17 protein-coding genes and 1 tRNA gene are annotated in these 25,801 nt (G+C 37.0%); 17 read left to right on the top strand and 1 reads right to left on the bottom strand.

Annotation, left to right across the window (positions count from 1 at the left end):
- The first annotated feature begins 267 nt into the window (after window positions 1–267).
- The 6 genes from E0H88_RS11795 (at window position 268) to E0H88_RS11770 (ending at window position 4,355) form a co-directional block, all read left to right on the top strand.
- A tRNA-Ile gene (locus E0H88_RS11795) sits at window positions 268–343 on the top strand.
- Between the two features lie 78 nt (window positions 344–421).
- Window positions 422–1,153, top strand: coding sequence for a hypothetical protein (locus E0H88_RS11790; RefSeq protein WP_131274303.1), 732 nt, complete (start codon window positions 422–424; stop codon window positions 1,151–1,153).
- A gap of 155 nt (window positions 1,154–1,308) precedes the next feature.
- Entirely contained in the window at window positions 1,309–1,521 is a 213-nt protein-coding gene (locus E0H88_RS11785) for a helix-turn-helix transcriptional regulator (protein WP_131274302.1), read from the top strand.
- On the top strand, window positions 1,521–2,213 hold the full coding sequence (locus E0H88_RS11780) for a DUF1376 domain-containing protein (RefSeq protein WP_131274301.1): 693 nt from the start codon (window positions 1,521–1,523) through the stop codon (window positions 2,211–2,213). The genes E0H88_RS11785 and E0H88_RS11780 overlap by 1 nt, the downstream gene beginning before the upstream one ends.
- A 10-nt stretch (window positions 2,214–2,223) precedes the next feature.
- Window positions 2,224–2,949 (top strand): ATP-binding protein, encoded by a 726-nt coding sequence (locus E0H88_RS11775; RefSeq protein ID WP_165493315.1) that lies wholly within the window; start codon window positions 2,224–2,226, stop codon window positions 2,947–2,949.
- Between the two features lie 272 nt (window positions 2,950–3,221).
- Window positions 3,222–4,355 (top strand): hypothetical protein, encoded by a 1,134-nt coding sequence (locus E0H88_RS11770; RefSeq protein ID WP_131274299.1) that lies wholly within the window; start codon window positions 3,222–3,224, stop codon window positions 4,353–4,355.
- Window positions 4,356–4,437: 82 nt separating this feature from the next.
- Here the strand turns inward: E0H88_RS11770 and E0H88_RS11765 are convergent, their stop codons facing one another.
- Window positions 4,438–5,637 carry a competence protein CoiA gene (locus tag E0H88_RS11765; RefSeq protein ID WP_131274298.1) on the bottom strand — a complete coding sequence of 400 codons (1,200 nt, stop codon included), beginning with the start codon at window positions 5,635–5,637 and terminating at the stop codon, window positions 4,438–4,440.
- On the opposite strand from E0H88_RS11765, the gene E0H88_RS11760 reads away from it, so the two are divergent.
- The 11 genes from E0H88_RS11760 (at window position 5,616) to E0H88_RS11700 (ending at window position 25,794) form a co-directional block, all read left to right on the top strand.
- Window positions 5,616–7,943, top strand: a complete 2,328-nt coding sequence (locus tag E0H88_RS11760; RefSeq protein WP_131274297.1) for a type I restriction-modification system subunit M — start codon at window positions 5,616–5,618, stop codon at window positions 7,941–7,943. The genes E0H88_RS11765 and E0H88_RS11760 overlap by 22 nt on opposite strands.
- A complete protein-coding gene (locus E0H88_RS11755; RefSeq protein ID WP_131274296.1) occupies window positions 7,943–9,286 on the top strand; it encodes a restriction endonuclease subunit S in 1,344 nt (447 codons plus the stop codon). Before E0H88_RS11760 ends, E0H88_RS11755 begins: the two co-directional genes overlap by 1 nt.
- A 187-nt stretch (window positions 9,287–9,473) precedes the next feature.
- Entirely contained in the window at window positions 9,474–10,391 is a 918-nt protein-coding gene (locus E0H88_RS11745; RefSeq protein ID WP_131274294.1) for an Abi family protein, read from the top strand.
- 34 nt (window positions 10,392–10,425) lie between these two features.
- On the top strand, window positions 10,426–13,689 hold the full coding sequence (locus tag E0H88_RS11740; RefSeq protein WP_131274293.1) for a type I restriction endonuclease subunit R: 3,264 nt from the start codon (window positions 10,426–10,428) through the stop codon (window positions 13,687–13,689).
- 27 nt (window positions 13,690–13,716) lie between these two features.
- A complete protein-coding gene (locus E0H88_RS11735; RefSeq protein ID WP_213074928.1) occupies window positions 13,717–15,828 on the top strand; it encodes a hypothetical protein in 2,112 nt (703 codons plus the stop codon).
- Between the two features lie 10 nt (window positions 15,829–15,838).
- Complete coding sequence (locus E0H88_RS11730; protein ID WP_131274292.1) at window positions 15,839–16,621, top strand: hypothetical protein; 783 nt, start codon at window positions 15,839–15,841, stop codon at window positions 16,619–16,621.
- Window positions 16,622–17,491: 870 nt separating this feature from the next.
- A complete protein-coding gene (locus E0H88_RS11720; protein ID WP_409515227.1) occupies window positions 17,492–20,020 on the top strand; it encodes a DUF8426 domain-containing protein in 2,529 nt (842 codons plus the stop codon).
- 12 nt (window positions 20,021–20,032) lie between these two features.
- A complete protein-coding gene (locus E0H88_RS11715) occupies window positions 20,033–21,310 on the top strand; it encodes an McrC family protein (RefSeq protein WP_131274291.1) in 1,278 nt (425 codons plus the stop codon).
- A gap of 345 nt (window positions 21,311–21,655) precedes the next feature.
- On the top strand, window positions 21,656–23,665 hold the full coding sequence (zorA, locus tag E0H88_RS11710; protein ID WP_131274336.1) for an anti-phage ZorAB system protein ZorA: 2,010 nt from the start codon (window positions 21,656–21,658) through the stop codon (window positions 23,663–23,665).
- Window positions 23,666–23,683: 18 nt separating this feature from the next.
- Window positions 23,684–24,415 carry a type I Zorya anti-phage system protein ZorB1 gene (zorB1, locus tag E0H88_RS11705; RefSeq protein WP_131267807.1) on the top strand — a complete coding sequence of 244 codons (732 nt, stop codon included), beginning with the start codon at window positions 23,684–23,686 and terminating at the stop codon, window positions 24,413–24,415.
- Between the two features lie 20 nt (window positions 24,416–24,435).
- Entirely contained in the window at window positions 24,436–25,794 is a 1,359-nt protein-coding gene (locus tag E0H88_RS11700) for an EH signature domain-containing protein (protein WP_252152016.1), read from the top strand.
- Window positions 25,795–25,801: the final 7 nt, after the last annotated feature.

Genomic DNA, 25,801 nt, shown 5'->3' with positions numbered 1-25,801 from the left:
AAACAAAAGGACTTGTCTTTTAAAAAAATCTTCGATAGTATGCTTTTCGTCTGAAATTATTGATAAATAAAGCTTTCAGAATATAGGGCCTATAGCTCAGTTGGTTAGAGCAGATGTAAAGCCCTAAAGCTTCACAACTTTATAGTTAAAGTATTTATTTCAACTACTTATGTAGTTGTAAATTAACAACTCTAAGTTGTTAATTTACAACAGAGCATTTTAATTGATATTAGACATTGTATATGTTAAAATATCATTATAAATCAAGGGCCTATAGCTCAGCGGTGAGAGCAGCGGACTCATAATCCGTTGGTCGACAGTTCAAGTCTGTCTGGGCCCACCATATAAAACAACCCCTTGCGTGTACTAATCGTAAGGGGTTTTTTAATTAAAACAAAAAAGGTAGCACATAGGTAGCAATATGAATGATCCTTTTGGGTTGCAAAATCCCCAAGAAATATATGTAAATAAAGAAAGAATTCTAGAAATAGAAAGACAAGAGATTAATGATTCAATTTCTTATTTAAGTTTAAGTACACGTTTGTCCAAAGTGCCTGTATATACAGCTTTACAAATAATACTTAGAAAAATTCAAGGAGAGTCAAATAAAGTAGATCAACTTTCTGAAGCAGAGATAATTAAATATTATCGGTCTATTTTACTAGTCCTTAAAAGTGAGATGTCCTCACCAGAGAAAAATATTATTATTGAAACAGAAATGCTTCCAAATCCAATCACGGGTGAATTTTTAGATTTTCTTGTGAAGGAAAGTTTTGCTGAACGAAATGATTTGGGATCATGGCAACAGTTTGCTTCAAAGTCCGCTGAATTTTTTATTCCAATAGTAAAAATCAAAAAATTTCTCTTAATAATTAATCGTTACCAAAATATTTACCCACAAAAAAGTACGACCTCTACACAAGCGCGTCAGGAATTTTTAATTAAAATTTATAAAGATTTAAGTAAAGAAGATCAGGCTCTTTTAGATGATAAACCACAGGGTAAGCACGGAATAAAAGATAAAGTTCGTAAAAGCATTTCGGATGAAGAATTTACTCTTCACTTTGCAGACATTGACCATAATTTTGCTAATGCATGGAAAGCTGTAAGAAAAATATTAAAAAATAAAAATCAATTTGCAGAAAAAGGATAATTATCCTTTAGGTGTGTGGAGTTATAAATTAATTTATATAAGTGTATGATAATATAAAATATTATAAATATATTTATTCTTATATTTATCTTTTTACTTATCTTAATTTTTCACCAAAACTATTTATAACTTCTTTACGTTGTTGGTAAATTTTTATGAATAGTTATGATTTAAATATTGATGAGATTAATGATTTAGCATTACTCACAACTAATCAAACAGCCCAAATTTTCGAGTTAAAACCTCAAACATTGCGTAAGTGGGCAATGGATGGTAGCGGGCCAATTCAGCCAATCAAAATTGGTAATCGTTTAAGGTGGAAATTAAAAGATATAAAAGAACTCTGTAAAGCTGAGGGAGATGAATAATGAAAGATATCTTACCTCTAGTACCAGATCTATTAATACCACCTCTAGTACCACCTAAATGTGATCTAACCTCATTTCCTTATCTTGCAATTGAAGTAAATAATTTTTTATCAAGCCATGAATGGATTTCATTTAGTTATGTCGAAAAAGTTGCATTTCTTAATTTATTGCTCAAAAGTTGGCATCAAATTCCTTGTTCTAGTCTTCCTAATGATGGTGTGCTTCTAAAATATTTTTCTGGTGTAGGACAAAAATGGGGGAAGATAGAAGAGAAAGTTCTTTCTAAATGGGTATTAGCTTCAGATGGGCGATATTATCACCCATATGTTGCAAAAAGAGCTTTGGAAGCATGGTTAATAAAGTTAAATGCTTCATTAGATGCGAATAAAGGTAATGAAAAACGTTGGAATGTATCAATCGATAGTTCTGAGTTATTAGCTGATTTAGAAGAAGCCTTAAAATGTTTAAAAATATTAAATCCAACATCTAGAGCTTTAGAAAGTCATGTTTTAAAAGCAATAGTTCGCGCTAATAAACATATAGATAATTATGTAAATTTATCGGGGGGCGATCCCAATATAAATAAACATAATCAAACTAAAAAAATATTAAATAAAAAAGAAGACATCAATGCTCCGTGGGGGCGTGCTGATGATGTCACTTCAATTTTAGAAAACAAAAGAAGTAATTAAGGAGATGAATATGTTAAATGAACTTGATTACTGTGAAAAACATGAATGCAATAAAGAATTATTGTTTAAATGCAAGTGGATATGTAACAAATGTATATCAGAGAGCTTGAAAAATGCGAGCAAACAACATGAAGAAATTTTGCTAAAGAACTTGCTCAGTAGGAAAATTAGCAATGCTCAAATACCTCTAGATTTGAAAAATAAGGATTTAAACAATTTTCTTATTAATGACGAAGAAGATGAAAAAATAGTAGTTCTTTCAAAGAGATATATGGAGCAAATAGTAGAAAAGAAAACTCATTTAAATCTTATAATTACTGGGCCAACTGGAGTTGGAAAGTCACATATTGCTGTGGGTATTTTAAAGTATTGCTATGAACTAAATTATTTTAGGAATTCTATTTGTTACTCAACTTCATTTGGATTGGCAAGTAAAGTTATTGCTACTTGGAAAAATCCTGATTTGAATGAAGAAGATGTTTTAAAGGAATATACGGAAATAGATCTTTTAGTTATTGATGATCTAGGTTATGACGACATGGGTAAAAAAGCTGAAATTATCAATAAAATTATTTACCGTAGGCATGAAAATCAAAAAAGTACAATTATTACTTCTAACCTAAAAGCAAATCAGGTACTTGAATATATGGATAGCCGAACTTGTTCACGATTCTTGTCGCATCTATATTCTGACATACAAATTGATACTGAAGATTTTCGTTTGAAACAGATGTAAATTTTAGTGCAAATTTACAATAGATATTAAGTTTGCAAAATCAACAAATGGGTCGACATCTATTCGTGTTCTTATTGGGCACTCTAATAATCCACCTGAAAAAATTAGAGTGTCATTTAAACTGGATGAAATTAACAAGCTCGTCGACTTTTCTTCTCATTTTTCGTTTTGATTCACCAACTAGATTGTACGGATGTGTCTGATGGATCATCCGATTCAATAAAGTATCTCACAATCTTATCTTCAAAATGATTCAACAAAAAGTTTAATGTATGACTAAAAAAGCAAATTTAAATCAGATAAATAGTAAACGTTATGGTAATGAATTATGGACGGAGATTCGCAAGCTTTATGAATCAAGAGCTCATCCTAATTATGAAAAAATTAAAAGTAAGCTTTGTACTAAATTTAATCTTGATACTTTCCCATCACAACGTACTGTAGAGCGCCATGCTGTAAAAGAAGGATGGGTTAGGTTTGAGGATGAAATTACCAATAAAGTCGCTCCTAATAAGTACAGTGATGACTTTTGGCTTTGCGTTAGACAGGTCTATGAATCTAATCCTAAAGTTTCCTATAAGCGCCTAAAAGAATTAGTTCAAAATGAACTGAAGTGCAAGGATTTCCCTTCACATCAGGCTATAGCATATAAGGCTATACATGAAGGATGGGAAAGGTCAGATTATCTATTAAAAAAAAGTGACGCTACCTTAAAAAATTTAATCCGTAGCGTCAAAAAATTAGAGTCAGAAAATGATTTTAAGGCTTCTTTAGATAATAAAGAAAATAATGAAAAACAAAGTCTTAATCATAGTGATACAGGTAGTGACATATCTGATTCTGACGTTATCAAGGAAATCGTAGAATGCGAAAAGGCTAGCATCGGGAATCTGCTTATGAACGCACAAGTACGGCGTAAAAGACAGGCTGAGATCATTGTAAAATCTCGAAAGAGAATGGCATTAATTAACGATTTAGGGGATCAATTGTCTGATGCGTTTGTGATGATTTATGCGCTCATAACATCAGATGAGATCAGCAGAAAATTTACCAAGCCGATGATGAAGCAACTCAACGACAAATTTGATAACTTATGCCAAATTTTAGAATTCTATAACGATTTTTCTTTTAATAGGCGTGAGAGTATTAAGTTTGAATTGTCCTTATACGGCACACAACTAGAAGACCTTAAAGAGGAAAATGATGCGAAGCGTGTGAAGGATCTAAACGATAATAAAGCCTATGAAGCACAGCAGTTACGTTTAGCTTCCGAAGCCGAACGGATAGCAGCACGTAGACGTTATATTGATTCAGGTGGGCTAGAAAAAGAGGTAAATACCGAAATGGAACAGCGTATGAAAGACGTGGAGTTGGATGGGTACGATGCAGCCGATCAGGTGGAATAGCTAAATAATTTACAGGCTCTAAACTCTTTACTTTTGCGAATGAGTTTATATCTATAGCTTAAATTTTTTCATTGATGGGTAATTATTTCAAATAATACCAAAGCCCATCAATTTCTGTTTTATGATCCATTTTGACCTCTATTGGATCACTATAAATCATATTTTTAGAATCCCGTTCGTGATGAGCGAAAAATGCACCTTGAAGCGCATCGCAGTGAAAACAGCCATTAGATAAATATGCTTCTCCACGGGTTTTACTAAACCGTTTAATAATAAAACCGTACTGATATTTTTGGAGTAATTCAGGACTGTTTAAAACTTCACTGTGCGGTTGAGATAGCTCTTCAATATCTAAGCGGTATATTTTTGTCAGTTTTTCACCATGAGGAATGAAATAATTAATTTCCATGATGGTGTTAGTGGATTGTTTGCATTTCCAGCATTGAATGGTATTCATCACCAATTGTATAAATCTGCTCGAATTAGGCTTTACAGAATATTGTACTGTGTCCGTCATGAGTTTCTTAAAGAAATAAATAAACTCAACTTCGACTAAATCACTTGAATCCCAATTTTCAAATGCTCCACTTGCAGTCAGTTGATAAGTTTCTTTATTCAGCCAAATCGAAAAAACAGGAAGTTCATAACTCTGGTAGTCTAAGACATCCCATTTGTTTTTCTGGGTTGTTCGCATAAACCAAACTGCTCGAATTCCTGAAGCAATATATTTTTCCTGACGGCGTTTTGTCTCCTCAATGCTTTGAGCAGACCACTGAATTTCTATGGCTATTTTGGCTTTATTTTTCTCAGCATAAATATCAGCGATCCAGATTTCACCATTTGGCGTTTGCCCACGATATTCAGGAATCACAGTCCAGCCATTTTCGTGAAGATATTTTAAGATGAGATATTTACAGAGTTGATGTTCGCGACTTTCACCCGAGCTAAAATCACAACTGCTGGAGGGATGATGTGCAAAAAATTGTGTTCCGAGTTTATTTTTCTTGGGAATTGCGGGTGTCTGGCAACATGGCATAAACATGCTGAGGTTTTTATATTTATCTTTCAGTCTCATCCATTGTTCATCATTCAGCGTGAAACTGTAGATTTCTTTATTTTCAATAATACTGAGAAAGCCCATTGTTATACTAAATAATCGTCTTTTGCCCCATTTTAAGGCTAGTAAAATCTTTTGTAAATCAGGCACAATGAAACTATAAATTTCAAGTTTTATAGCCTTAGGGCCAGCGGTATTTTTTAATGACAAATAATAACTTTTCACAAGTAGCAGCTTTCATTTGGTCGGTGGCAGATTTACTGCGTGGTGACTTCAAACAATCTCAATACGGTCGTGTGATTCTCCCATTTACGCTGTTGCGCCGTTTAGAGTGTGTACTTGAAGCCAGTAAGGCAGATGTATTGGCAGCCAATGAAAAAGTGAAACTCATGCCACTGCCAGAAGAAGCCAAAGAAAAGATGCTGCTAAAGGCAACCAATGGCCTGTCATTTTTCAATACCTCCGAGCTGGATTTAGGCAGCCTGGGTCAAAAAGACATCCGTTCAAACCTCAATACTTATATTCAAAACTTCTCCAAAGATGCACGTGAAATCTTTGAACACTTCAAGTTCGACGAATTTATTGGTCTCCTGGATGATGCCAACTTGCTTTATAAAGTCGTTCAATATTTTTCAGACCCTAAAATTGATCTCAGTCCAAAAAATATATCTAACCATGAAATGGGCTTGGTGTTTGAAGAGCTGATCCGCCGTTTTGCCGAGGGTTCAAATGAAACTGCAGGGGAACACTTTACCCCGCGTGACATCGTTCGCTTAACCACAGGCTTGGTATTCAGCAAGGATGATGATGTGCTGAATGGTGACGGTATCATCCGCACGATTTATGACCCGACGGCAGGTACGGGTGGATTTTTATCCTCAGGTTCGGAATATGTGTATGAGCATAATCCAGATGCGGTGATGCGCGTTTTTGGTCAGGAGTTAAACCCAGAGTCTTATGCGATCTGTAAAGCAGACATGCTGATTAAAGGTCAGGACGTGCGTAATATCAAACTCGGCAATACGCTGTCCAATGACCAGTTGGCGTATGAGAAGTTTGACTACATGCTATCGAATCCGCCATTTGGGGTGGACTGGAAAAAGATCGAATCGGACATCAAAGACGAGCATGAGCAAAAAGGCTTTGAAGGGCGTTTTGGTGCAGGCTTGCCACGTGTATCGGATGGTTCTTTATTGTTCCTGATGCATCTGATCAGCAAGATGCGCAATAAAGACTACAGCACGGCGCAAGGCAGTCGTATTGGTATTATCTTGAATGGTTCGCCGTTGTTTACAGGCAGTGCAGGCAGTGGTGAAAGTGAAATCCGCCGTTATATTTTAGAAGCAGATTTGTTGGAAGCGATTATCGCGCTACCCACCGATATGTTCTATAACACCGGTATTGCGACCTATGTTTGGGTACTTAGCAATAAAAAAGAGACTCAACGTAAGGGCAAAGTACAGCTGATTGATGGTAGTAACCTGTTCAGCAAAATGCGTAAGTCGCTTGGCTCTAAACGTAATGAAATGAGCGAAGATGATATCGCGATGATTACCCGCAGTTATGGTGACTTTGAAGTGACAGATGCACGTGAACTGGATAAACCCGCAGAGGTTAAATCTAATCGTGGTCGTCAATCGGCTAACCCTAAAAATGAAGCTGCTAAAACCTTTTCTAGTAAAATCTTTAACAGCTATGAGTTTGGCTACCGTCGTGTGACTATTGAACGTCCTTTACGTTTATCTGCTCAGGTAAGTGATGACGCCGTCGCATCGTTACGTTTTGCACCGAAGCCTTTTAATGCGGTAATGCAAAAAGTGTATGAGCAATACGGTAAGACTTGGACAGAAGAGAGCTATGGTCAGCTTGATGAGTTTGAGGTGGAAATCCGTGCGCTGATTAAAGCTGAATTTAGCGAGCTGAAAGAAAAAGATATTAAGACGGTGCTTGAACCAAAACTGTGGTTAGAACAGCGTAATTTATTGAATAAAGCGAAAGCCTTGCAAGCGAAGATTGGTACGACGCAATTTGATGATTTTAATACCTTTGATGATGTACTGAAACAAGCATTAAAAGATGCCAATGTGAAGCTTGAAACCAAAGAGAAGAAGCAATTCCTGGATGCCATCACCTGGAAGAATGCTGATGCTGAACCAGTGATCAATAAAGTGATGAAAGGTACAGAAAATCCGCTGTATGGTCAGTTTAACTATAAAGGCAAAGTGGTTGAGTTTGTGCAGGATGGTGATTTGCGTGATGCGGAGAACATTGCGCTTGACCCAAGCCAAAGCACCACAGATTTAATCGAGTCTTACTTTACGCGTGAAGTGCAACCGCATGTGCCTGATGCGTGGATCAATGCCGATAAGCGTGATGCTCAGGATGGCGAGATTGGCATTGTCGGTTATGAGATTCCGTTTAACCGTCATTTTTATGTATATGAGCCGCCACGTGACTTAAGCGAGATTGATACGGATTTGGATGCGGTCAGTCGTGAAATTATGGCACTTCTTCAAGAGGTGCATTCTTAATGTCGAAGTATCAGAAATATGCTGAATATAAAGATTCAGGTGTTGAGTGGTTGGGTAAAATACCTAGTCATTGGAACTATTTTTCAGGGAAAAGAATTTTTGCTTCTGTTAGAAAATCAGCTTTCGAAACAGATCAGCAATTGGCTGCAAGTCAAAAATATGGAGTCATCCCACAAAAACTTATGATGGAATTAAATGATTCCAAAGTAATGTTGGCTCTAAAAGGAACGGATTCTTTTAGGCATGTAGATGAAAACAATTTTGTCATTAGTTTGCGTAGCTTCGAGGGCGGGATTGAGTATAGTCAATATACTGGATGTGTTTCACCAGCATATACGGTTCTGCAAAACAAGAAGACAATAAGTTATTCATACTTCAAATATCTATTTAAAAGTGCACCATATATTGCAGCCTTGCAATCAACAACTGACAGTTTAAGAGATGGTAAGTCAATATCATATGAACAATTTGGTGGAATTCCTCTTCCACTATGTAATGTTGATGAACAGCAAAGAATCGCCAACTTCCTCGACCATGAAACCACAAAAATTGATACCTTAATTACCAAACAAGAAAAGCTGATTGAGCTGCTTAAAGAAAAGCGTCAAGCGGTGATTAGCCATGCAGTCACCAAAGGTTTAAATCCTGATGTAACGATGAAGGATTCAGGTGTGGAATGGTTAGGGCAAGTGCCTGAGCATTGGACGGTATCTAAATTAAAACACTTTGTTAATGTTGTAGACTGTAAACACATTACTGCTGAATTTTTTGATGAAGGTATTCCCTTAGCTAGTATCGGTGAAGTAAAAGGTTGGAAGGTTAATTTATCGAATGCAAAATTGACCAATGAAAAGTATTACCAAGAATTAATTGATGGTAATCGTAAACCGCAAGTAGGTGATATTATCTATACACGTAATGCAACTGTTGGAGAGGCATCGTTAGTTCATGCTGAATTACCAAAATTTGCGCTTGGGCAGGATGTTTGCTTAATTCATATTATTCAAAAACTTTCATCAGAATATCTTTTGCATTTTCTCAAATCTGAAATTATTAAGATTCAACTTAATTCGGCAATGGTAGGTTCTACTTTTAAGCGAATAAATGTAGATGATATTCGTAATTATGTGATTGTTATTCCTCCAATCGAAGAACAAGAATGTATCTTAAAAGAGTTAGACCAAAAAATTGAAAAATATGATTCGTTGATTAATTTTGCTGTGAAACAAATTCAATTAATGCAAGAACGCCGTACAGCCCTTATTTCATCTGCGGTTACAGGAAAGATCGACGTACGCAACTGGCAACATCCCAATGAGGCTAAAACGGAGTTAAGCCTATGAATATTCTTAGTTGCTTCAAACAAATGTGGACTCAAGCAGATACAAAAAATCATTGCATAAATAATTGCAATGATTCACTATATGCTCAACAACACCCGACAAGGCTAGGCAAGCAATTGCATCCTCAAACTGTCGGGTTACTTGTTTCTAGAGCCCTAAAAAATATAACAATCAGGGCAAGCCAGTTATGAAATCTTTTAACAAGCCTGCCAAAACCTTTGCTGAACAAATTGAGCTATTAAAAGCGCGTGGCATGCAATTTGCCAATGAGCAAGATGCACAATTTTACCTAGAGCAAATCAATTATTATCGCTTAGGTGCCTACTGGCTTCCATTTGAAGAAACCCATTCACCACATTGCTTTAAACCAGATACCAGTTTTGAACAGGTGTTAGCGCTGTATGTATTTGACCGTGAATTAAGGTTACTCATCCTGGATGCCATAGAACGCCTGGAAGTTGCCGTTCGTACCCGTTTTGCCTATGAATTGGCACATCGGCATGGTTGTCACGCCTATCTGCAAGGGCAATACTTTAAACCCGCCTTTAGATGGCACAGCTTGCTCGAATCACTGAAAACTGAAGTGTCCCGGGCAGATGAAGTCTTTATAGAACACTATAAACGTACCTATGATGAGCCTGAATTACCACCGATTTGGGCAACCTGCGAAGTGATGAGTTTTGGTCAACTGTCCAAATGGTATCAGCTCTTGGCACCGATTCAGACACGTAAAGCCATTTCCAGTCATTTTGATTGCGATGAAAAACAGTTTGAAGGCTTGTTACAGCATTTTGTCTACTTAAGAAATACCTGTGCCCATCATTCAAGACTATGGAACCGCAAATTTACCAAAACCATTGCCAAGCCGCGCAGTAAGCCGATGGGGCTTCGGGTGCAATGCAATTTTGAAAATACCAACGCATCAGATCGAAAAATTTATAACAGTCTGGTATTTCTACTCTATTTTATGGACAAAATCGCCCCGCAGCATACATGGCGTAAACGTCTGGTTGATCTGCTTTTGACACATCACAACATATCAAAAACAGCGATGGGCTTCCCTGAAGATTGGCAAAGCTATCCAGTTTGGCAAATAGAACAGTAATAAAGAAATTTGAGTATTTAGGGGTAGGGGAAACATGAGATCGGATGCAACTTTAGAAACCATCTTCCAGCAAGATATTATTGCGCAAATGCAAAGCCATGGCTGGATTGTGGGTTCTGGGCAGGGCTACAATTGTGAAAAAGCCCTGTATGAGCAAGATGTACTCGACTTTGTACAAAAGACCCAACAGGTCGAGTGGCAGAAATTTAAAAACATCTTCCCCAATGATACTGAACGCCATTTTTTAGATACCGTGGTGGCTCAGCTTAAAAAAGCCGATATCAATGCCACCGATGTTGAATCCCGCAGTTATGGCACATTGGGCATACTCCGTCATGGCATCAAAACTCGTGGTACACGCTTTTCATTCTGTCAGTTTAAACCTGAACATGGTCTAAACCCCGAACTGAATCAACGCTATCAGCAAAATATCTGCCGTGTCGTGCCTGAACTGGTGTATAGCCCATATACATCCAAAGCCGAATTAGAGGCAACTGGTAAACAAGCCAAGAAATGGCGCATCGACCTGGTGCTGTTTATCAATGGCTTTCCTGTGGCAACTATGGAATTCAAGTCCGAGTTTAAACAGGCTGTGCAAAATGCCATGACACAGTACCGGAAAACCCGATTGCCCAAAGACCCTGAAACCAACAAGCCTGAACCCTTACTGATGTTTAAACGCGGGGCATTGGTGCATTTTGCCGTCAGTCAGTATGAAGTCTATATGGCGACGCATTTGAATGGTGACAGCACCTACTTCCTGCCATTTAACAAAGGTACTTCAGCCCAAGGTGCAGGCAACGATGTCCCTGAAGATGTGAATGAATATGCCACAGGCTATTTATGGAATGAAGTCTTAACCCCAGATAGCTTGCTGAATATTTTGGGTAACTTCATTCATTTACAGATTGAAGAAAAGGAAGACTGGGAAGGGCGCAAATACAAAAAAGAAAGTCTGATCTTCCCCCGTTATCACCAATGGAAAGTGGTGAATAACCTAGTTCAAGATTCATTGGCAGAAGGCACAGGACAAAAATACCTGATTCAGCACAGTGCCGGTTCGGGTAAATCCAACTCGATTGCATGGACGGCGCATCAGCTTTCCAGTCTGTATGATGCCAACAATAAAAAGATGTTTGATTCGGTGATTGTGGTGACAGACCGAACCATTCTGGATGCACAGCTACAAGATACGATCTACCAGTTTGAACATGCCGATGGCGTGGTGGGTCGGATTAACAATAAAGAAGGTGATGGCTCTAAATCCGAGAAACTGGCAAAAGCCTTGGAAATGGCGCAGCCGATTATCATCGTCACCATTCAGACCTTCCCGTTTGTACTGCGTGCCATCGAAAACAGCACCAGTTTAAAAGAACGAAAATACGCCGTCATTGCCGATGAAGCCCATTCATCGCAAAGCGGTTCCACGGCGCGTCAGCTCAAAGAAACTTTAATGATTGAAGAGCGTGAAGAAGATGAGCAGCTTTCTTCTGAAGATGTACTCGATGCAGTGATGGCATCACGTAAGGGCAGTGCAAACCTAAGCTTCTATGCCTTTACCGCAACCCCAAAGGATAAAACCTTACAACTGTTTGGACGCTTGCCCGATCCAAGCATGCCGCCGTCTAAAACCAATATTCCTGTGGCATATCACGTCTATTCGATGCGCCAAGCGATTGAAGAAGGATTTATTTTGGATGTACTGAAGAATTACACCAACTATAAAGTCATCTACAAGCTCAAGCAGAAGATCGAAGAAAAAGACGCTCAGGTCGATGCCAAGAAAGCCAAGACCAAGCTGAATCAGTGGGTACGCTTACACGATCATAATATCTCGCAAAAAGTGCATATCATTATTGAGCATTTTAAGAAAAATATTATGGGCTTACTCGGCGGACAAGCCAAAGCCATGGTGGTGACCAGTTCTCGTAAAGAAGCGGTACGCTATAAACAAGCCTTTGATAAATACATTACTGAACAGAACTATGCCAACATTCAAGCCATGGTGGCATTCTCAGGCGATGTAGAATTTAATGCCAATGATGCAGACAGTAGTCATCTGTTAGGTCAGAAATTTACTGAAAGCAATATGAACCCGAATCTGAAAGGTCGTGAGATGCGTAAGGCATTTGATAGCGATGACTTTCAGGTGATGATTGTGGCGAATAAATTCCAGACCGGCTTTGACCAGCCAAAACTGTGTGCAATGTATGTCGATAAGAAATTGGGTGGCGTGGAGTGTGTACAGACCTTATCGCGCTTAAACCGGATCTATCCTGCGAAATCTGAAACAGGCACCTTTGTGCTGGACTTCTTTAACGATCCACAAGACATTCTCGATGCTTTCCAGCCGTATTATCAAACAGCAGAACTGGCGGATGTATCCAATCCCGATCAGGTTTATGATCTGTTTGAAAAGCTGAAAGCCTCAGGTATTTTCCTCTGGACTGAGGTAGAACAGTTCGTTGAGGCCTTCTACAGCAAAAATAAATCCAGTGCAGCCCTCGCGAACATCTGTAAGCCAGCTTTACAACGCTGGCAGCATCGTTATAAACAAGCCATCAATGATTATGACGTTACCAAGAACCGTTTAGAGCGCTGTAAGCAGACAGGTGACGCCGTATTGATTGCCAATGCTGAAAATGAATTTGCAGAAGCGAAGAAAGCTCGTGATGCGCTAGAGATCTTCAAAAAGGATTTAGGCAGTTTTACCCGTTTCTATGAGTTTATGTCTCAGATCGTGGAGTATGACGATCAAGAACTTGAGAAGCTCAGTCTTTTTGCGCGTAACTTACGCCCAATGCTACGTGAACAAGCTGCGGATGAAGATGAGATTGATCTGAGCAATGTGGCGATGAGCCATTACCGCTTGTCTAAGCTTCGTCAGCAGGATATTCAGCTTAAAGCAGATAGTACTGAGCATAAACTTGAACCTGGGAATGATTTGGGTACAGCCAAGGCGAAAGACAAGAAAGAAGACTTCCTGTCGGTGATTTTAAGCCGTGTGAATGAGATCTTTATCACGGATAAGCTGACCGATAAAGACATGATTAATTATGTTCATACCGTAGCGGATAAGATGTCTGAAAACGTGCGGATGATGAAGCAGATTCAAAATAACACCCGTGAGCAGGCGATGCTCGGTGAGTTTGATACGGCGCTTGATGACGCCGTATTGGATAGCAATGATGCACATACTGAGCAAATGACACAGCTCATGAGCGATCCTGCGAAGATGAAGCAGTTTGCGCATATCATTTATGATGTGTTGGTGAATAAAGAACAGAAGAATTTTTAAAAAATAGTTTAAATGTTAGGGGGTAATGTGAATACAGTTTCTAAAATCAATTATGGTGAAAGAGAAGGTTTAGAGCACCAAAGAGCAGCGTTGCTAGAACAACTTAAAGAGTTGCAATTTAAGCTTTTTGATAAAAGTTCTCCAGAAGTTGTAGAGCATCTTAATCAACTTCAGTTAGAAAAGGCAAAGCAACAGTCTTTGTTAAAACAAGCTCAATCTAAACTGGAGCAATTGGAACCTGAGTTAGAAAACTTTGAAGAGGGCGCTGAGCAAATTTTATTGGAGGCGATTAGCCAACAAGATTGGTATGGGTTTAGAAACAAGAGAGAAATAATTCTTGATAAAAATAAGGGGTTATTATTCCCCAACTTTGAATTTATACCTCATATTTTATTTAATGATTGGCAACAAGAAAAAAAATTTTTTGCTCCAAACAATATTGGAAAAAATAGTTGGCAAAATTTAGGAGATTTTTTTAATGAATATGAGTTTTTTAATTACCCTCAAGTTAAGAAAGGAACATTTATTCCAAAATATTTTTTTTACAAAGAGTTTCCTAATCCTAAAGTACATTCTTCAGTTCTTTATAATTTTGAAAGTACATTGAGAAGCAGTGATATTTATAATGTTCAAGAGGTATATGTTTTTCCTGTATTAAAAATCTGGTCTGATACTCGTTTAGTACCAAGTAATCCAAGATTGACTAATTTAGAAAAGTCTAAAATCATATTAGATTTCTTTCTTGAACAAGATTGGATACCAAATTTTGAACCATTTTTAGAAAAATTCCATAATGAAGAAGATGATGACTTCAAAGAACGTTTAAATGAAGCTCAACAGCAATGTGACGAATATAATCGTATTTTTGATGCTTACTACAAACGGATACAATTACAAAAGCAGTTGATAGGATTGGAGTCACAAATTGCTGAATTACCTGAACCCGCACCTGTCAATCTATTTACATCAGATTTTGACTATCGACTAGACCTAAATAACTATGATTTAAGTGCAATTCAAAGCTCAGTTTGGCAGTATGGTCAAGCTAGCCAACAATGGATCAATACATTATTAAACCGAATTGATGAGTGGGAAAATCAACATCTGAACCTTGTTAAAAATACAGTTGAACTAAATCAAGAGCTAGATAAAAAGTTACCTGTAAGTATGAATGTGACTGCTGAAGAAAAACAGTTACTTGAATCACAACTACAACAGCTAAAAAAACGTCTTGATATAGGCTTAACGCCGTTGCGTTCAAACTTAATTAATTTATTTTCAGAATCTCAGCAGATTTCTCTCAATTTAGAGCAAACCAATACATTGGTAGGTTTGGCAAAAATTGAGCAACAATTGCGTCCAAGTTTTGAACTGCTTGCAGAACATAGTGCAATACTCTGTACCAACACATTAAAAGAAATGGAATGGTTGGATCAATCATTGGATTTTGTGAAATCAATAGTAAGCGTTCTGCGTAAATCAGCAGAGGATTATCTCATTCTGGTAGATAAATATCAGCAGGACTTAATGCAGTTAGGTCTAGATAACAGTATTGAATCGGAAGAAATTGCAAAATGGTTTGCAGAATGGCGTAGTGAACGGTTATCCCTTTTAAAACAGATTCAGCCTTTGTTGGATGCGGGCTTAAATAAAATCATAGATGAACAAACTGTTCTTGATGTATTGCCATGTATTGAACAGTATCAATCAGGATTGGACCAATTCTATCTACAAAAACGTTTAGGTATTCATACGACGTATGCATTCCAAGCGAATGGGCACCGTCAAGAGAAGCTTGAAAAAGAACAAGAGCTAACAAAATTAGTTCACCAGTTCATGCAACAGTTGGAAAAGATCATCTTTAATACTAAAACAACGGCGCAAAAAATCTGGTTAATACGCTTTAGTGAGGTTTGGCAGCAAGGCGTGGTCAATCAAATCACAGATTTTCTAGCCAAAGAACAGCTTATAGAACGTGATGATGTCGTTTTAATCATGAGTGAAGAATTACGTAAAGTCCAACAACAGAACTTAGCAGCATGTTTGCAGGATGCTCAAAGCTATAGTGAAGCATTGGCACAACGAGAAAAAGACGTAAATACATTGATTTTTAAAATGCGTAAGGCTTTACAAAAATAAGGGGTAGGCAATGGGGTTGTTTAGTTCAATTGGTAGTTTTGTGAGCAGTGCTGCAAGTGCTGTTGGTAGTTTTTTAAGCGGGTCTTCATCAAATAGTGGGGGTGGACGAGATCGAGACTATGGCGGTTCATATTCAACGTCGACTTCTACAAGCTCTACAGTGACCAACTATGATCCAGATAAGGTGGAAGTTGCTAAACTAGAAAATGAACGTGTCGATCTTGTTAAAAATGCTCAGCTTGAATTGATGGAAGTCAATGCTCGTCTGGAAGCAGTGATGATTGAAGCTCGATGCAAAGGCTTTCAGGCGATGCAAGGCTCAATGATGCAAATGCTTAAAGAGGTCAATTTACTCGCTGAAGAGCGTTTGGTTCTCTTGGAGAACGGTAGTCAGGAACAAGTTCAGAAAGTTGAAGCAATGTATGCTGATCTGGGAAAAGACATCGAAAATGACGACTTTATGTTTTCAAAAGTTCCACAGATGTTGGATATAGCAAACAAATTCCCGGAGGAATCAGACAGCCGAAAACTTTATATGAGTGGTATTGATCGAGAAATGGCAAAGCATTTTGATTTCAAGACAGAACAGTTGAAGAAACTGAATGAACGTTGTCATATTGTCGTTGCCTCTGTTGTTGAAAGTAAGAAGCAAATGCAGGCCCATATTGATACCGTCATTTCTAAACGTATTGAGCACATTGAACAGGTGATGCATGTAAATGCACAGCTTCCTTATAATGCAACGGCGCAGATTGGTAGTAGCGATCAATTAAAAATTGAGCAGAAGTCTTAAATCAATTGTTAGTAACAAAAAGCTAGGTGATGTACCTGGCTTTTTCTGCATTGTTGAAGGTTTTAATTAAATCAGGGGTATAAACTTGGCTATAAAGAGCTAAAAACTATGAATCAAAATGGGATTAAAGCTGTCAGAGCACAGTAATTCACAGATAAACATCATGTACTTGCAGAAAGAATTTTAGGTTTGGTTGGTCGTATATACGATAGACACATTAGGCTTTACGATATCTTAAAAGAAACAGACCAGCAATTTTATGACCTGACAGAGTTTTGCAGATGTATCTGGTTAAAAGAAAGTAAAGCTTGGATAGCATTGGCTGGGGCTTGGAAAAAGGTTTAAAAGCAGAATTAATTGAGAGAGTTACAGTGCAGAATATTAATGAAAGGTTAATATTTTCATTGATGTCAAAGTGATTTAGTAAATTAAGTTTTTATGAAATAAAATAGGTAATTAATAGTGGATTTGCAAGAACTGAAGGTTAAATTTGAAGTCGATCGTATTCAACTTTTTTTAGAAAAATTAGAAGATGCTGAAATAGAATGGTTTTGGCAAGCACTCAACGATATACGGACTATATTTCCTAATATAGACATCTATCATGCAGGAAGTGGTAAATATGGCTATCTTGGATTTGGTATTAAGCCTATTTTAACAGGTAGGGTAAAAGACTTTCTATTAGTGAGCCATTTAGGAAATAATGAGAATGGTGAATTATTTTTCAAATTGGGAGTCATTCAAGCTCTAGCAGATTTTATTTATGAAAATGATCCAAATTTCTGTTTTGAATTTTCTTCTAAGAATTCTGCTGATTATAAATTCACGGATTGGTTATGTGAGTTGCAGAAATACGCATTTGAATTTGGTATGAGTTTGAATGGACAAGGCTTGTTGCCTGTCGATTATAAAAATCAGAGTTTGACTGCAGCCCAAGCTGTAGAGTATCTAAAAGAAAGGTATCCTAATACCTATTCAGGAACAGTTCATATAGCGGCATTTAAAACACATCTAGGAAGAGAATTAGCTTTAGATCCAGAATCTAAAACTCCAGTAATAATTTGTGATGCTCAGCCTCCAGAAGAAATAAAATTAACAATTAAGAAAGAATATTCAGAAACTGATACACGACACCATCATCTCTCCACACATGCAAAAACATTACAGGTTGGAAATAAAGCATTCTCAGTGATTATCAGTAATTTAAATGAATTAGAAAATTTTTGTGATTGGTATGAGGAAAGTGGTGATCAGACTACGGCGCTTGAGCGTAAAGTTAAAGAGTTTTTAAAGGGTTGGCCAATTGATCGTCTCAAGAACATGTCCATTAAAGACTATCATCAGGCTAAAAATATAGAATGTTTTATTACGCAAATTGATAGTTTTGATCCAACCCAAGGCGATCCAACCTTTGCTTGTTATTTTGATATTTGGGAGCCTATAGGCCTAGGAGATAACGATAAATATCATAATAAAAAACCGTATTCATGGAATAAACGGCTTGGGGATGATGCAAGTCTCGCATTTGAAACACTCAAGCAAGAAATACTTGAGATTGTAGATGCAGCTCAGCGCCGTGACTTAAAGGCAATTGACCAAATTCAGTTTACTAAAGGACTGAAGTGGATGATTGCATTTTTATATCAGGATTTTAACGATCCTTTCATCATTCCAATTGTGAGTAAAGTGAATACAAAACGTATTGGCTATGATCATCTATACCCTAAATTACCACTTCCAGAGTTTTTACCTCTTTTATTGGCTGATAAGGGAGAACAGCAATTTTTCCCTTATGTAGAAAAGCTTTTTGCGATGGTAAGAAAAGGCTACCTGGATAACAAACAAAAGAAACAGCAAACTGAAGAATTAATGGATGAAGTCATGACTCAACAACCTTTAAACCGTATCTTATTTGGCGCTGCAGGTACAGGTAAGACATTTCATACAATCAACCATGCACTATCCATTATTGAAAATAAAACCCTTGAATCATTAGAGAATGAAGATCGCACGGTGCTCAAAAAACGGTTTGATGAATATAAATCTCAAGGGCAAATCAAATTTGTCACCTTTCATCAAAGCTTTAGCTATGAAGATTTTGTAGAAGGGATTCGTGCTGAAACGGATGATAAAGGAAATTTAAAATATCCGATTAAAGCAGGGGTATTTAAAGAAATCGTTGAGTTGGCTAAAGGAAATGTTCAATCCAATATTGAAGATGAAATTGACCTATCAAATAAAAAAGTCTGGAAGATGTCTTTGGGGAAAGCAGGGATTGAAGATGACCTGTACCGCTCTTGTTTAGACAATAATGTCATTCTGCTAGGATGGGGGGATGCAGTTAATTTTAGTAAGTGCGAAAATATACAGTTCATCAAGAGTAAATTAGCTGAAGTTAATTATCCTAAAGACAGTGAAGATACAGCTGCTGGTTATGTGAATACTTTCAAGAATAAAATTCAGAATGGTGATTTAGTCGTTATTACTGATGGGAATTTGAAGTTTAGAGCAATTGCTGAGGTTACAGGGAATTATGAGTATGATGAAAATCAGGAGTTTGGATATCATCAGCTCAGAAAGGTCAATTGGCTAAAAACTTTTTCACCAAGTTTGAAAAATGAGGATTACTTTAAGAAAATTTTCTCTCAATCAACAGTCTATAACTTAGAAAATGCTGTTGATAAATCGAAGCTATCAGCTTTGTTACAGCCAGAAGCTAAGCATTCAAGTAACTTAGAAAATAAATATGTATTGATTGTTGATGAAATCAACCGAGGTAATATTTCTCGTATCTTTGGTGAATTGATTACTTTAATTGAAGATTCAAAACGTGAAGGAGCTGATGAAGCTTTATCTGTAACTTTGCCATATTCTAAAAAAGAATTTTGTGTGCCTGATAATGTTTATCTGATTGGGACGATGAACTCGTCTGACCGCTCTTTAACAGGTTTAGATATTGCCTTGCGTCGTCGCTTTACCTTTATTGAAATGCCTCCAAAGCCAGAATTACTAAATGATGTGAATGTCGAAGACATAGATGTTCAACAGTTACTGACGGTCATTAATCAACGTATTGAAGTCCTGCTGGATCGTGATCATTGCATTGGTCATGCTAATTTCATGTCATTGAAAGATCAGCCAACCTTGCAAAATCTCGCAGATATTTTTAAGCAGAGGATTATTCCACAGCTTCAAGAATACTTTTTTGATGATTGGTCAAAGATCAATATGGTCTTAAATGCCAATGGCATGCTTAAACCAAAAGCAGTGGAAAAATCAGCTTTATTCCCTAATGTCGATACTGGTTCAGAAGGCTTCTTTGAAGATCAAAAAACCTGGGAATTAGTTGATTCCACATTTGATTCAATTGAAAGTTTTACTAAGATCATTAAGTATTAATCGGGGATATCTATGCCTGATTTTACAGTTCGAGAATATGCCTTCATCAGTATCGCTTATGAAGGCTGTCCTAAGTCGACACTAGACCATGCTTATATTTCTGAGTCTGCCTTTGAGCATTTGTGTGAGTTGGCTGCATCCTTTTCAAAGCACGGTGCGAAAGTATTTGAATTGGCAGGTCGAAGAAAGATCAAGCTAGATCAGTATGTGGGTGTCATTGAAACCAAATGTGGCACACGTATTGAAATGCTGCCGAAGCATGTGGAAATGAGTGGGACTGATGATCAAAGTATTATTCAGCAAGAACGTAGACTGCTTCAGGAAATGCTCAGTGTTTCTTTGCATTTACCATACCGTGAAGCGGGTGCGGCGAACCTAAATCGCTTTAAACAGTCACTGCATGAGTGGATTATCAGCCAGTTTTTAGCCTCTTTTGAACGATTGGTTCAACGTGGCTTACGTTTTGACTACAATCGAGTTCAGGAAGAGCAGAGGTTCTTAAGAGGGCAGTTGCAGCATGTAAAATACATGCGCCAGCCTCCGTCTAAAAGGCATATTTTCCCAATCGAACATGATGTATATGAAGTCAATCGCCCTGAAAATAGGTTGATTCGTACCGCATTGGAAATCGTCTGTAAAAAGGCTAAAGATGCGAGTAATTGGAAATTAGCGCAAGAACTCCGCCTGATGACGGGTGAAATACCACGAAGTCAGAACATAAGGCAGGATTTGAGACAATGGCAATCAGGACGCTTACTTGCGCTCTATGATGAGATTAAGCCTTGGACTGAGCTAATCCTTGGCGAATATATGCCTGTATCAACGTCCGGTGAGTGGCGTGGTATGAGCCTGCTGTTCCCAATGGAAAAGTTGTTCGAGCACTACGTGGCTTATCATCTGCGCCGTAACTTGCCTGAATGTAAGGTCAAGATACAGCATGCAATGGAACATATCTGTAAACATCAAAATAGCAATATCTTCAAACTCAAGCCAGATATTTTTATTGAGCGATCTGATGATAAAAATATTGTCATGGATACCAAATGGAAGTTGATTGATCAAAGTGATCGTAGTGGACGATACGGTTTAAAAGACAGTGATATTCAGCAGATGTTTGCTTACAGTCACTTTTACTTAGAACATGAGAGCGAAGTAATATTGATTTATCCTTATAGAGTTGAAAAGTTTAATCGGCCTTTAGATGAGTTTGAGTTTAGGCAAACGGATGGTGCAAAGCTGCGAGTCGTACCATTTAATCTGGATGAGCCAGAAAATTTTAAAATTTTGTAGCTATTTTGCATGGGGTTAGGTGCAATATTTTGTACCTAACCCAACATAAACACTCATTAAGTACAATTTTGAGTACTCAATGGGTAATGGTGGAAAATTTGTTTTAAAGGATAAAGTGAATAGCCGCCACTTTTTTAGAAAAATTTTTAACTATATTATTTTTAAATTTTTGAAAAACAATGCATTTACTTGCCTTTCTTTGATTGTGAGCTAGGTTTGTAATTTGTGATATATTGCACATAATTATTTAATAAAAATCAACTTTATAATAGTTGAAGGGGAGCGGTTGTGAATTTTTTAGCTATTGCAGCATTTTTGCAAAGTTATTTTATTATCCCAGTTCTTATGGGGATATTTGTCGCTGTGATTAGCTATAGGTTCTACATAAAATATATTAAACCAGCAAAACAGCTTGATACTCAATTATGTGATGCCATAAAAGCTTTAAAGCAAGTTGAACAGCAACCTAATGTTAATACTCATGCTTTAGATCATGTTTTTGATAACAGTATTCCATTAAAACATGCATGGTTGAATTATAAACATTCTTTCCATGATAGCTATGAAGTTGTCGATGGTGCAGATGTTTTAAGAGCATCTCGTGCGACTGTATCGAGTGATATTTTTTTCTCGCAATCGGTTATTGTTGATACTCCTTTAAGAGTTGAATTCTATAAACATCTTCCAGGGATTATCACGGGTGTCGGCATTATTGCTACCTTTGCAGGCTTACTGTGCGGATTATTAGCTTTTGATCCAGCAGGTAATCCTGAAAAAGTGCAAGATAGTCTTGGATTACTCTTAGGTGGTGTGAGTGAAGCCTTTATGGCATCTGCATTGGCTATTGCTACAGCAATGTTAATTACATGGCGTGAGAAATCGTGGTTAAGACAGTGTTATGCTCAGTTGGAAATGTTAACAACAGAGATAGATGATTTCTTTGAATCTGATGATACCGGTGAGGAATATTTAGCGAAATTACTGAAATCATCGCAAGCAAATGAAACGAATGCACGTCAGTTGAAAGATAGTTTAGTCAATGAACTAAAAGTAATGATGACTAACTTGGTTGATGAAAATAAAAAGAATCAAATGGCTTTTGCATCCCAATTAACGGATAGCTATGCCAAAACAAGCAAAGATATGGCTGATCAAATAGGTCAGTCTATTTCCGATAATTTACAAGCACCATTAGAGAAAATTGCGTCAAGTGTACAGCAGGTCAGTGGTGATCAAAGTTCTGCTGTCCAAGAGTTAATGACAGATGTACTCACTGCATTTATGACCAAATTAGAATCAACATTTGGTACTCAAATGAATGGTATGAGTGAGATGATGACTCAATCAGTATCTGCAATGAGAGAGATGCAATTAGGATTCACTCAATTAATTACTGATATGAAAGTGAATAGTGAAAGTTCGACAAAAAGCTTAGAAAACCAAATGTCTAAAATGATTGAGGATATTCAGCAAAAGCAAAATGCGATGTCCGATCAAATGAATTCAATGGTCGAACAGTTGTCTAAGGGTGCAGAAAAAATTGGAGAACAGGGACAATATGCGATTGAACAATTAAATGGGAAAGTTTCTGAGCTGATTGGACATATGGGCGGAACTATGTCGGGTGTGATGGCAGATATTGCTAAACAGCGTATAGAGCAAGATCGTACAATTGCGGATAATCAGCATAAGTTACATGAACAATCTTCAATCCTAATTGATAGTCTTGGGGTAGAAATCAAAGAATTAATTGTGCATAGTCAAAATGCAGTTGAATCTTATAAAAACAATATTCAAAAGCTCACTCAGGTGACGACTGATAGTATTACAGGAATGAACAACGGCGCAGAAAAAATGCGTATAGCTTCGGAACAATTTAATATAGCTGGTACTTCACTTATTAGTGTCACAGATAAAACATCACAATTGATCTCAGAAGTAACCACTACATCTACTCATCTGACTAGTGCAAGCAGTAATCTTATTTCGTTATTGAGTGATTATAAAAATTCTCAGGATAGCGTTAATAAGGCGATCAGTACGCTTGAGGGGCTGATTAAACAAGCGCAATCTGAAGCCGGTATGAATACTAAAATGCTTGAGGATATGAATCAAATGACAACAGCATTGAATCAAGTAAAAAAAGAGATGCAAGACTATCTTGAACAAGTAAGTGATGTATTAGTGAAGAGTTTTGATAGCTTCGGGGCATCGGTTGAGACAAGTCTGAACCATTCTTTAGGTATTTATGATAATACGCTTGACCAAGCAGTTAAGCGTCTTTCAAGTGGTGTAGAAGGCTTAGGTAGCTTTGTTGAGGATCTTGAAGATATCGTTAGACAAAAGAAAAACTAAGTCTGGAGTACATGAGCAATGCTAGGTAATCGGTACTCTAAAAAGACACGTCCTAAAGATGAAGGTGAAAAACCTTTTTGGATTTCTTTTGCGGACTTAATGACAGCATTAATGACTTTATTTCTCGTTGTTATGGCTGTATCACTCATGATCGTAACTAAAAAGATTAATGAGGCTACTCAAGCTGAAGATCAAAGAAGTGCAGAAATTTTAAATATTTGTCAGAGTATCAAGCACAGTGTCAAATTGAAAGATGCAGGCATTGAAGTTGATTGTAAAAATAACCGCATTAATTTTGGTGAAGCTGGTCGTTTTTCACATAATGATTATCGTTTAAATGAGGTGGGTCGTAATCGTCTAAATACTATTGTGCCAATTATTCTTGAAGAAGCAAATAACCCACAAGGTGAAAAATGGTTTAAGCAAATAGTGATTGAAGGCTTTACAGATACAGATGGTTCATATCTATATAATTTAAACTTGAGTTTACGTCGTTCAGAATGGGTGATGTGTAGTTTACTTGATCCTAAATTTAGCTCAGGCCTAACTTTAACTGAACAGCAAAAAAACCAGGTTAAGCAATTATTCTTGGCTGGGGGGGTATCTTTTAACTCGGCTAAAGATAGTAAGGAAGCATCTCGCCGTGTTGAATTGAGAATGCAGTTTTATGGCTTAAAAGAAAAAGAAAGTGCAGAGCCTCAACCTCATTTTGTTTCAGCGCCGATTGAAACATGCCAATTGATGCGGTGATACCTATGAGCATAGCGAACTTGAAACGTCGTTTGGAGGAAAAAGTAAGGGGTCATTCAGTTGTAGATGTTACAAATGCGAAATTTGTAAAGCCTCAACGACTGCTCAAAACACTTTCTGTGCTTGATCAGAAGTTTGATGATTTAGAAAATAGCCTTCCTTTAGATGAAAAAATTTTTAGGTCAATTTCTAAATTAGAAAGCTCTGGTTTTGGGCACCTCACACGAAGAGATTGGAAAAATTTGGCTTGGGCATTAAGCAAAATACTACCAGGTGCACAAGAAAAACTTATCTTTAGTGATATTGGTAAAAGGATTATCCAGCACTTTCAACAATCAGAGATGGACCTTATTGGACTCGTTTATTTTCCATTGTTGTACAGCTATTTTGCTTTAGAAAATGAAGATGTAAAAAGTAAGCCAGCAATTTGGGTTCAATTGAGAGATATATTGAATACAAATAGGTCTGGTGTTTATAGAGAATTAAAACGTCCTAAAAAATGGATGAATACCCTTGTTGATTATTCGGAAATTTTATCTAATTCACCAACAAAATCATTTGTTAAAAGATTTTTAGAAGACAAAGATGCAAGTAGTATTGCAAATGAATTAGAAAGCTTAAAGATGGCTCCTAATAGCTGGTTTTGGGATAATTTAATTAAGTCTTCTATTCAATCTATTAAAGATATGAATGAGCAGGATTATTTGAAAATTATTCCCCGATTTATAGACTTAGCTGAACAAAATGTTTTGTACACCACTGATATTCTTATTGCGTTGTTAGAACGATATGCTAGGACTTCTAAGCGGGAAATAGTAAATGAAGTTTTGAAGCATTTAGCCTTAAATCAGTGGGGGAATCCACAATATGATTCTTCTGCGGGATGGAATAATGTAAATTCTGAAACAAAACGTATGGTTATCCAGTGGTTTGTTAGAGCTGATTTAGAAGCATTTTTTAAAGTCTTTAGCTATGGTGCAGAAACACGCAGATTTAATTATTGGATGCGTTTTATTAAACAAGTTTCTCTCTCTGAAATATTTTTGAATGAAGATGCAATCTTTCGTGCAACTAGACAGCAAGAGGAATTCAAGAGGAAAAACCAAGGAAGATTCAAGCGAATTATTGGTAAGAGTTCAGCAGCCAATGCATTTATGATAAAGATTGGTGGTTATTATATAGTTGAGTTCTCTGAACTAAATAATGCTACTTATTTTTATAGAAAGCTACCTTACAAATCTTTTAAATCAGATCTTCAAGTCGTCAATATTACAGATTTGAAATCTACGGCAAAGGCTGATTTTTATTTATCACATAACGGTGCTTGGGAGAACTCCTTCGACAATAGATTAAAAGGTCTGGGAATTTATCCAGACTAATTTTTGA

The organism is Acinetobacter sp. ANC 4216, assembly GCF_004331195.1.
Lineage (GTDB): Bacteria > Pseudomonadota > Gammaproteobacteria > Pseudomonadales > Moraxellaceae > Acinetobacter > Acinetobacter kookii.
Note: the sequence above shows the minus strand (reverse complement) of the source record. Positions and strands in the feature narration are given on the sequence as shown.

What these genes read in the sequence shown, in the direction of transcription:
- E0H88_RS11790 (WP_131274303.1), top strand. Translation starts at nt 422, where the DNA reads ATGAATGATCCTTTTGGGTTGCAAAATCCCCAAGAAATATATGTAAAT.
- E0H88_RS11785 (WP_131274302.1), top strand. Translation starts at nt 1,309, where the DNA reads ATGAATAGTTATGATTTAAATATTGATGAGATTAATGATTTAGCATTA.
- E0H88_RS11780 (WP_131274301.1), top strand. Translation starts at nt 1,521, where the DNA reads ATGAAAGATATCTTACCTCTAGTACCAGATCTATTAATACCACCTCTA.
- E0H88_RS11775 (WP_165493315.1), top strand. Translation starts at nt 2,224, where the DNA reads ATGTTAAATGAACTTGATTACTGTGAAAAACATGAATGCAATAAAGAA.
- E0H88_RS11770 (WP_131274299.1), top strand. Translation starts at nt 3,222, where the DNA reads ATGACTAAAAAAGCAAATTTAAATCAGATAAATAGTAAACGTTATGGT.
- E0H88_RS11760 (WP_131274297.1), top strand. Translation starts at nt 5,616, where the DNA reads ATGACAAATAATAACTTTTCACAAGTAGCAGCTTTCATTTGGTCGGTG.
- E0H88_RS11755 (WP_131274296.1), top strand. Translation starts at nt 7,943, where the DNA reads ATGTCGAAGTATCAGAAATATGCTGAATATAAAGATTCAGGTGTTGAG.
- E0H88_RS11745 (WP_131274294.1), top strand. Translation starts at nt 9,474, where the DNA reads ATGAAATCTTTTAACAAGCCTGCCAAAACCTTTGCTGAACAAATTGAG.
- E0H88_RS11740 (WP_131274293.1), top strand. Translation starts at nt 10,426, where the DNA reads ATGAGATCGGATGCAACTTTAGAAACCATCTTCCAGCAAGATATTATT.
- E0H88_RS11730 (WP_131274292.1), top strand. Translation starts at nt 15,839, where the DNA reads ATGGGGTTGTTTAGTTCAATTGGTAGTTTTGTGAGCAGTGCTGCAAGT.
- E0H88_RS11720 (WP_409515227.1), top strand. Translation starts at nt 17,492, where the DNA reads ATGAGTTTGAATGGACAAGGCTTGTTGCCTGTCGATTATAAAAATCAG.
- E0H88_RS11715 (WP_131274291.1), top strand. Translation starts at nt 20,033, where the DNA reads ATGCCTGATTTTACAGTTCGAGAATATGCCTTCATCAGTATCGCTTAT.
- zorA (WP_131274336.1), top strand. Translation starts at nt 21,656, where the DNA reads ATGGGGATATTTGTCGCTGTGATTAGCTATAGGTTCTACATAAAATAT.
- zorB1 (WP_131267807.1), top strand. Translation starts at nt 23,684, where the DNA reads ATGCTAGGTAATCGGTACTCTAAAAAGACACGTCCTAAAGATGAAGGT.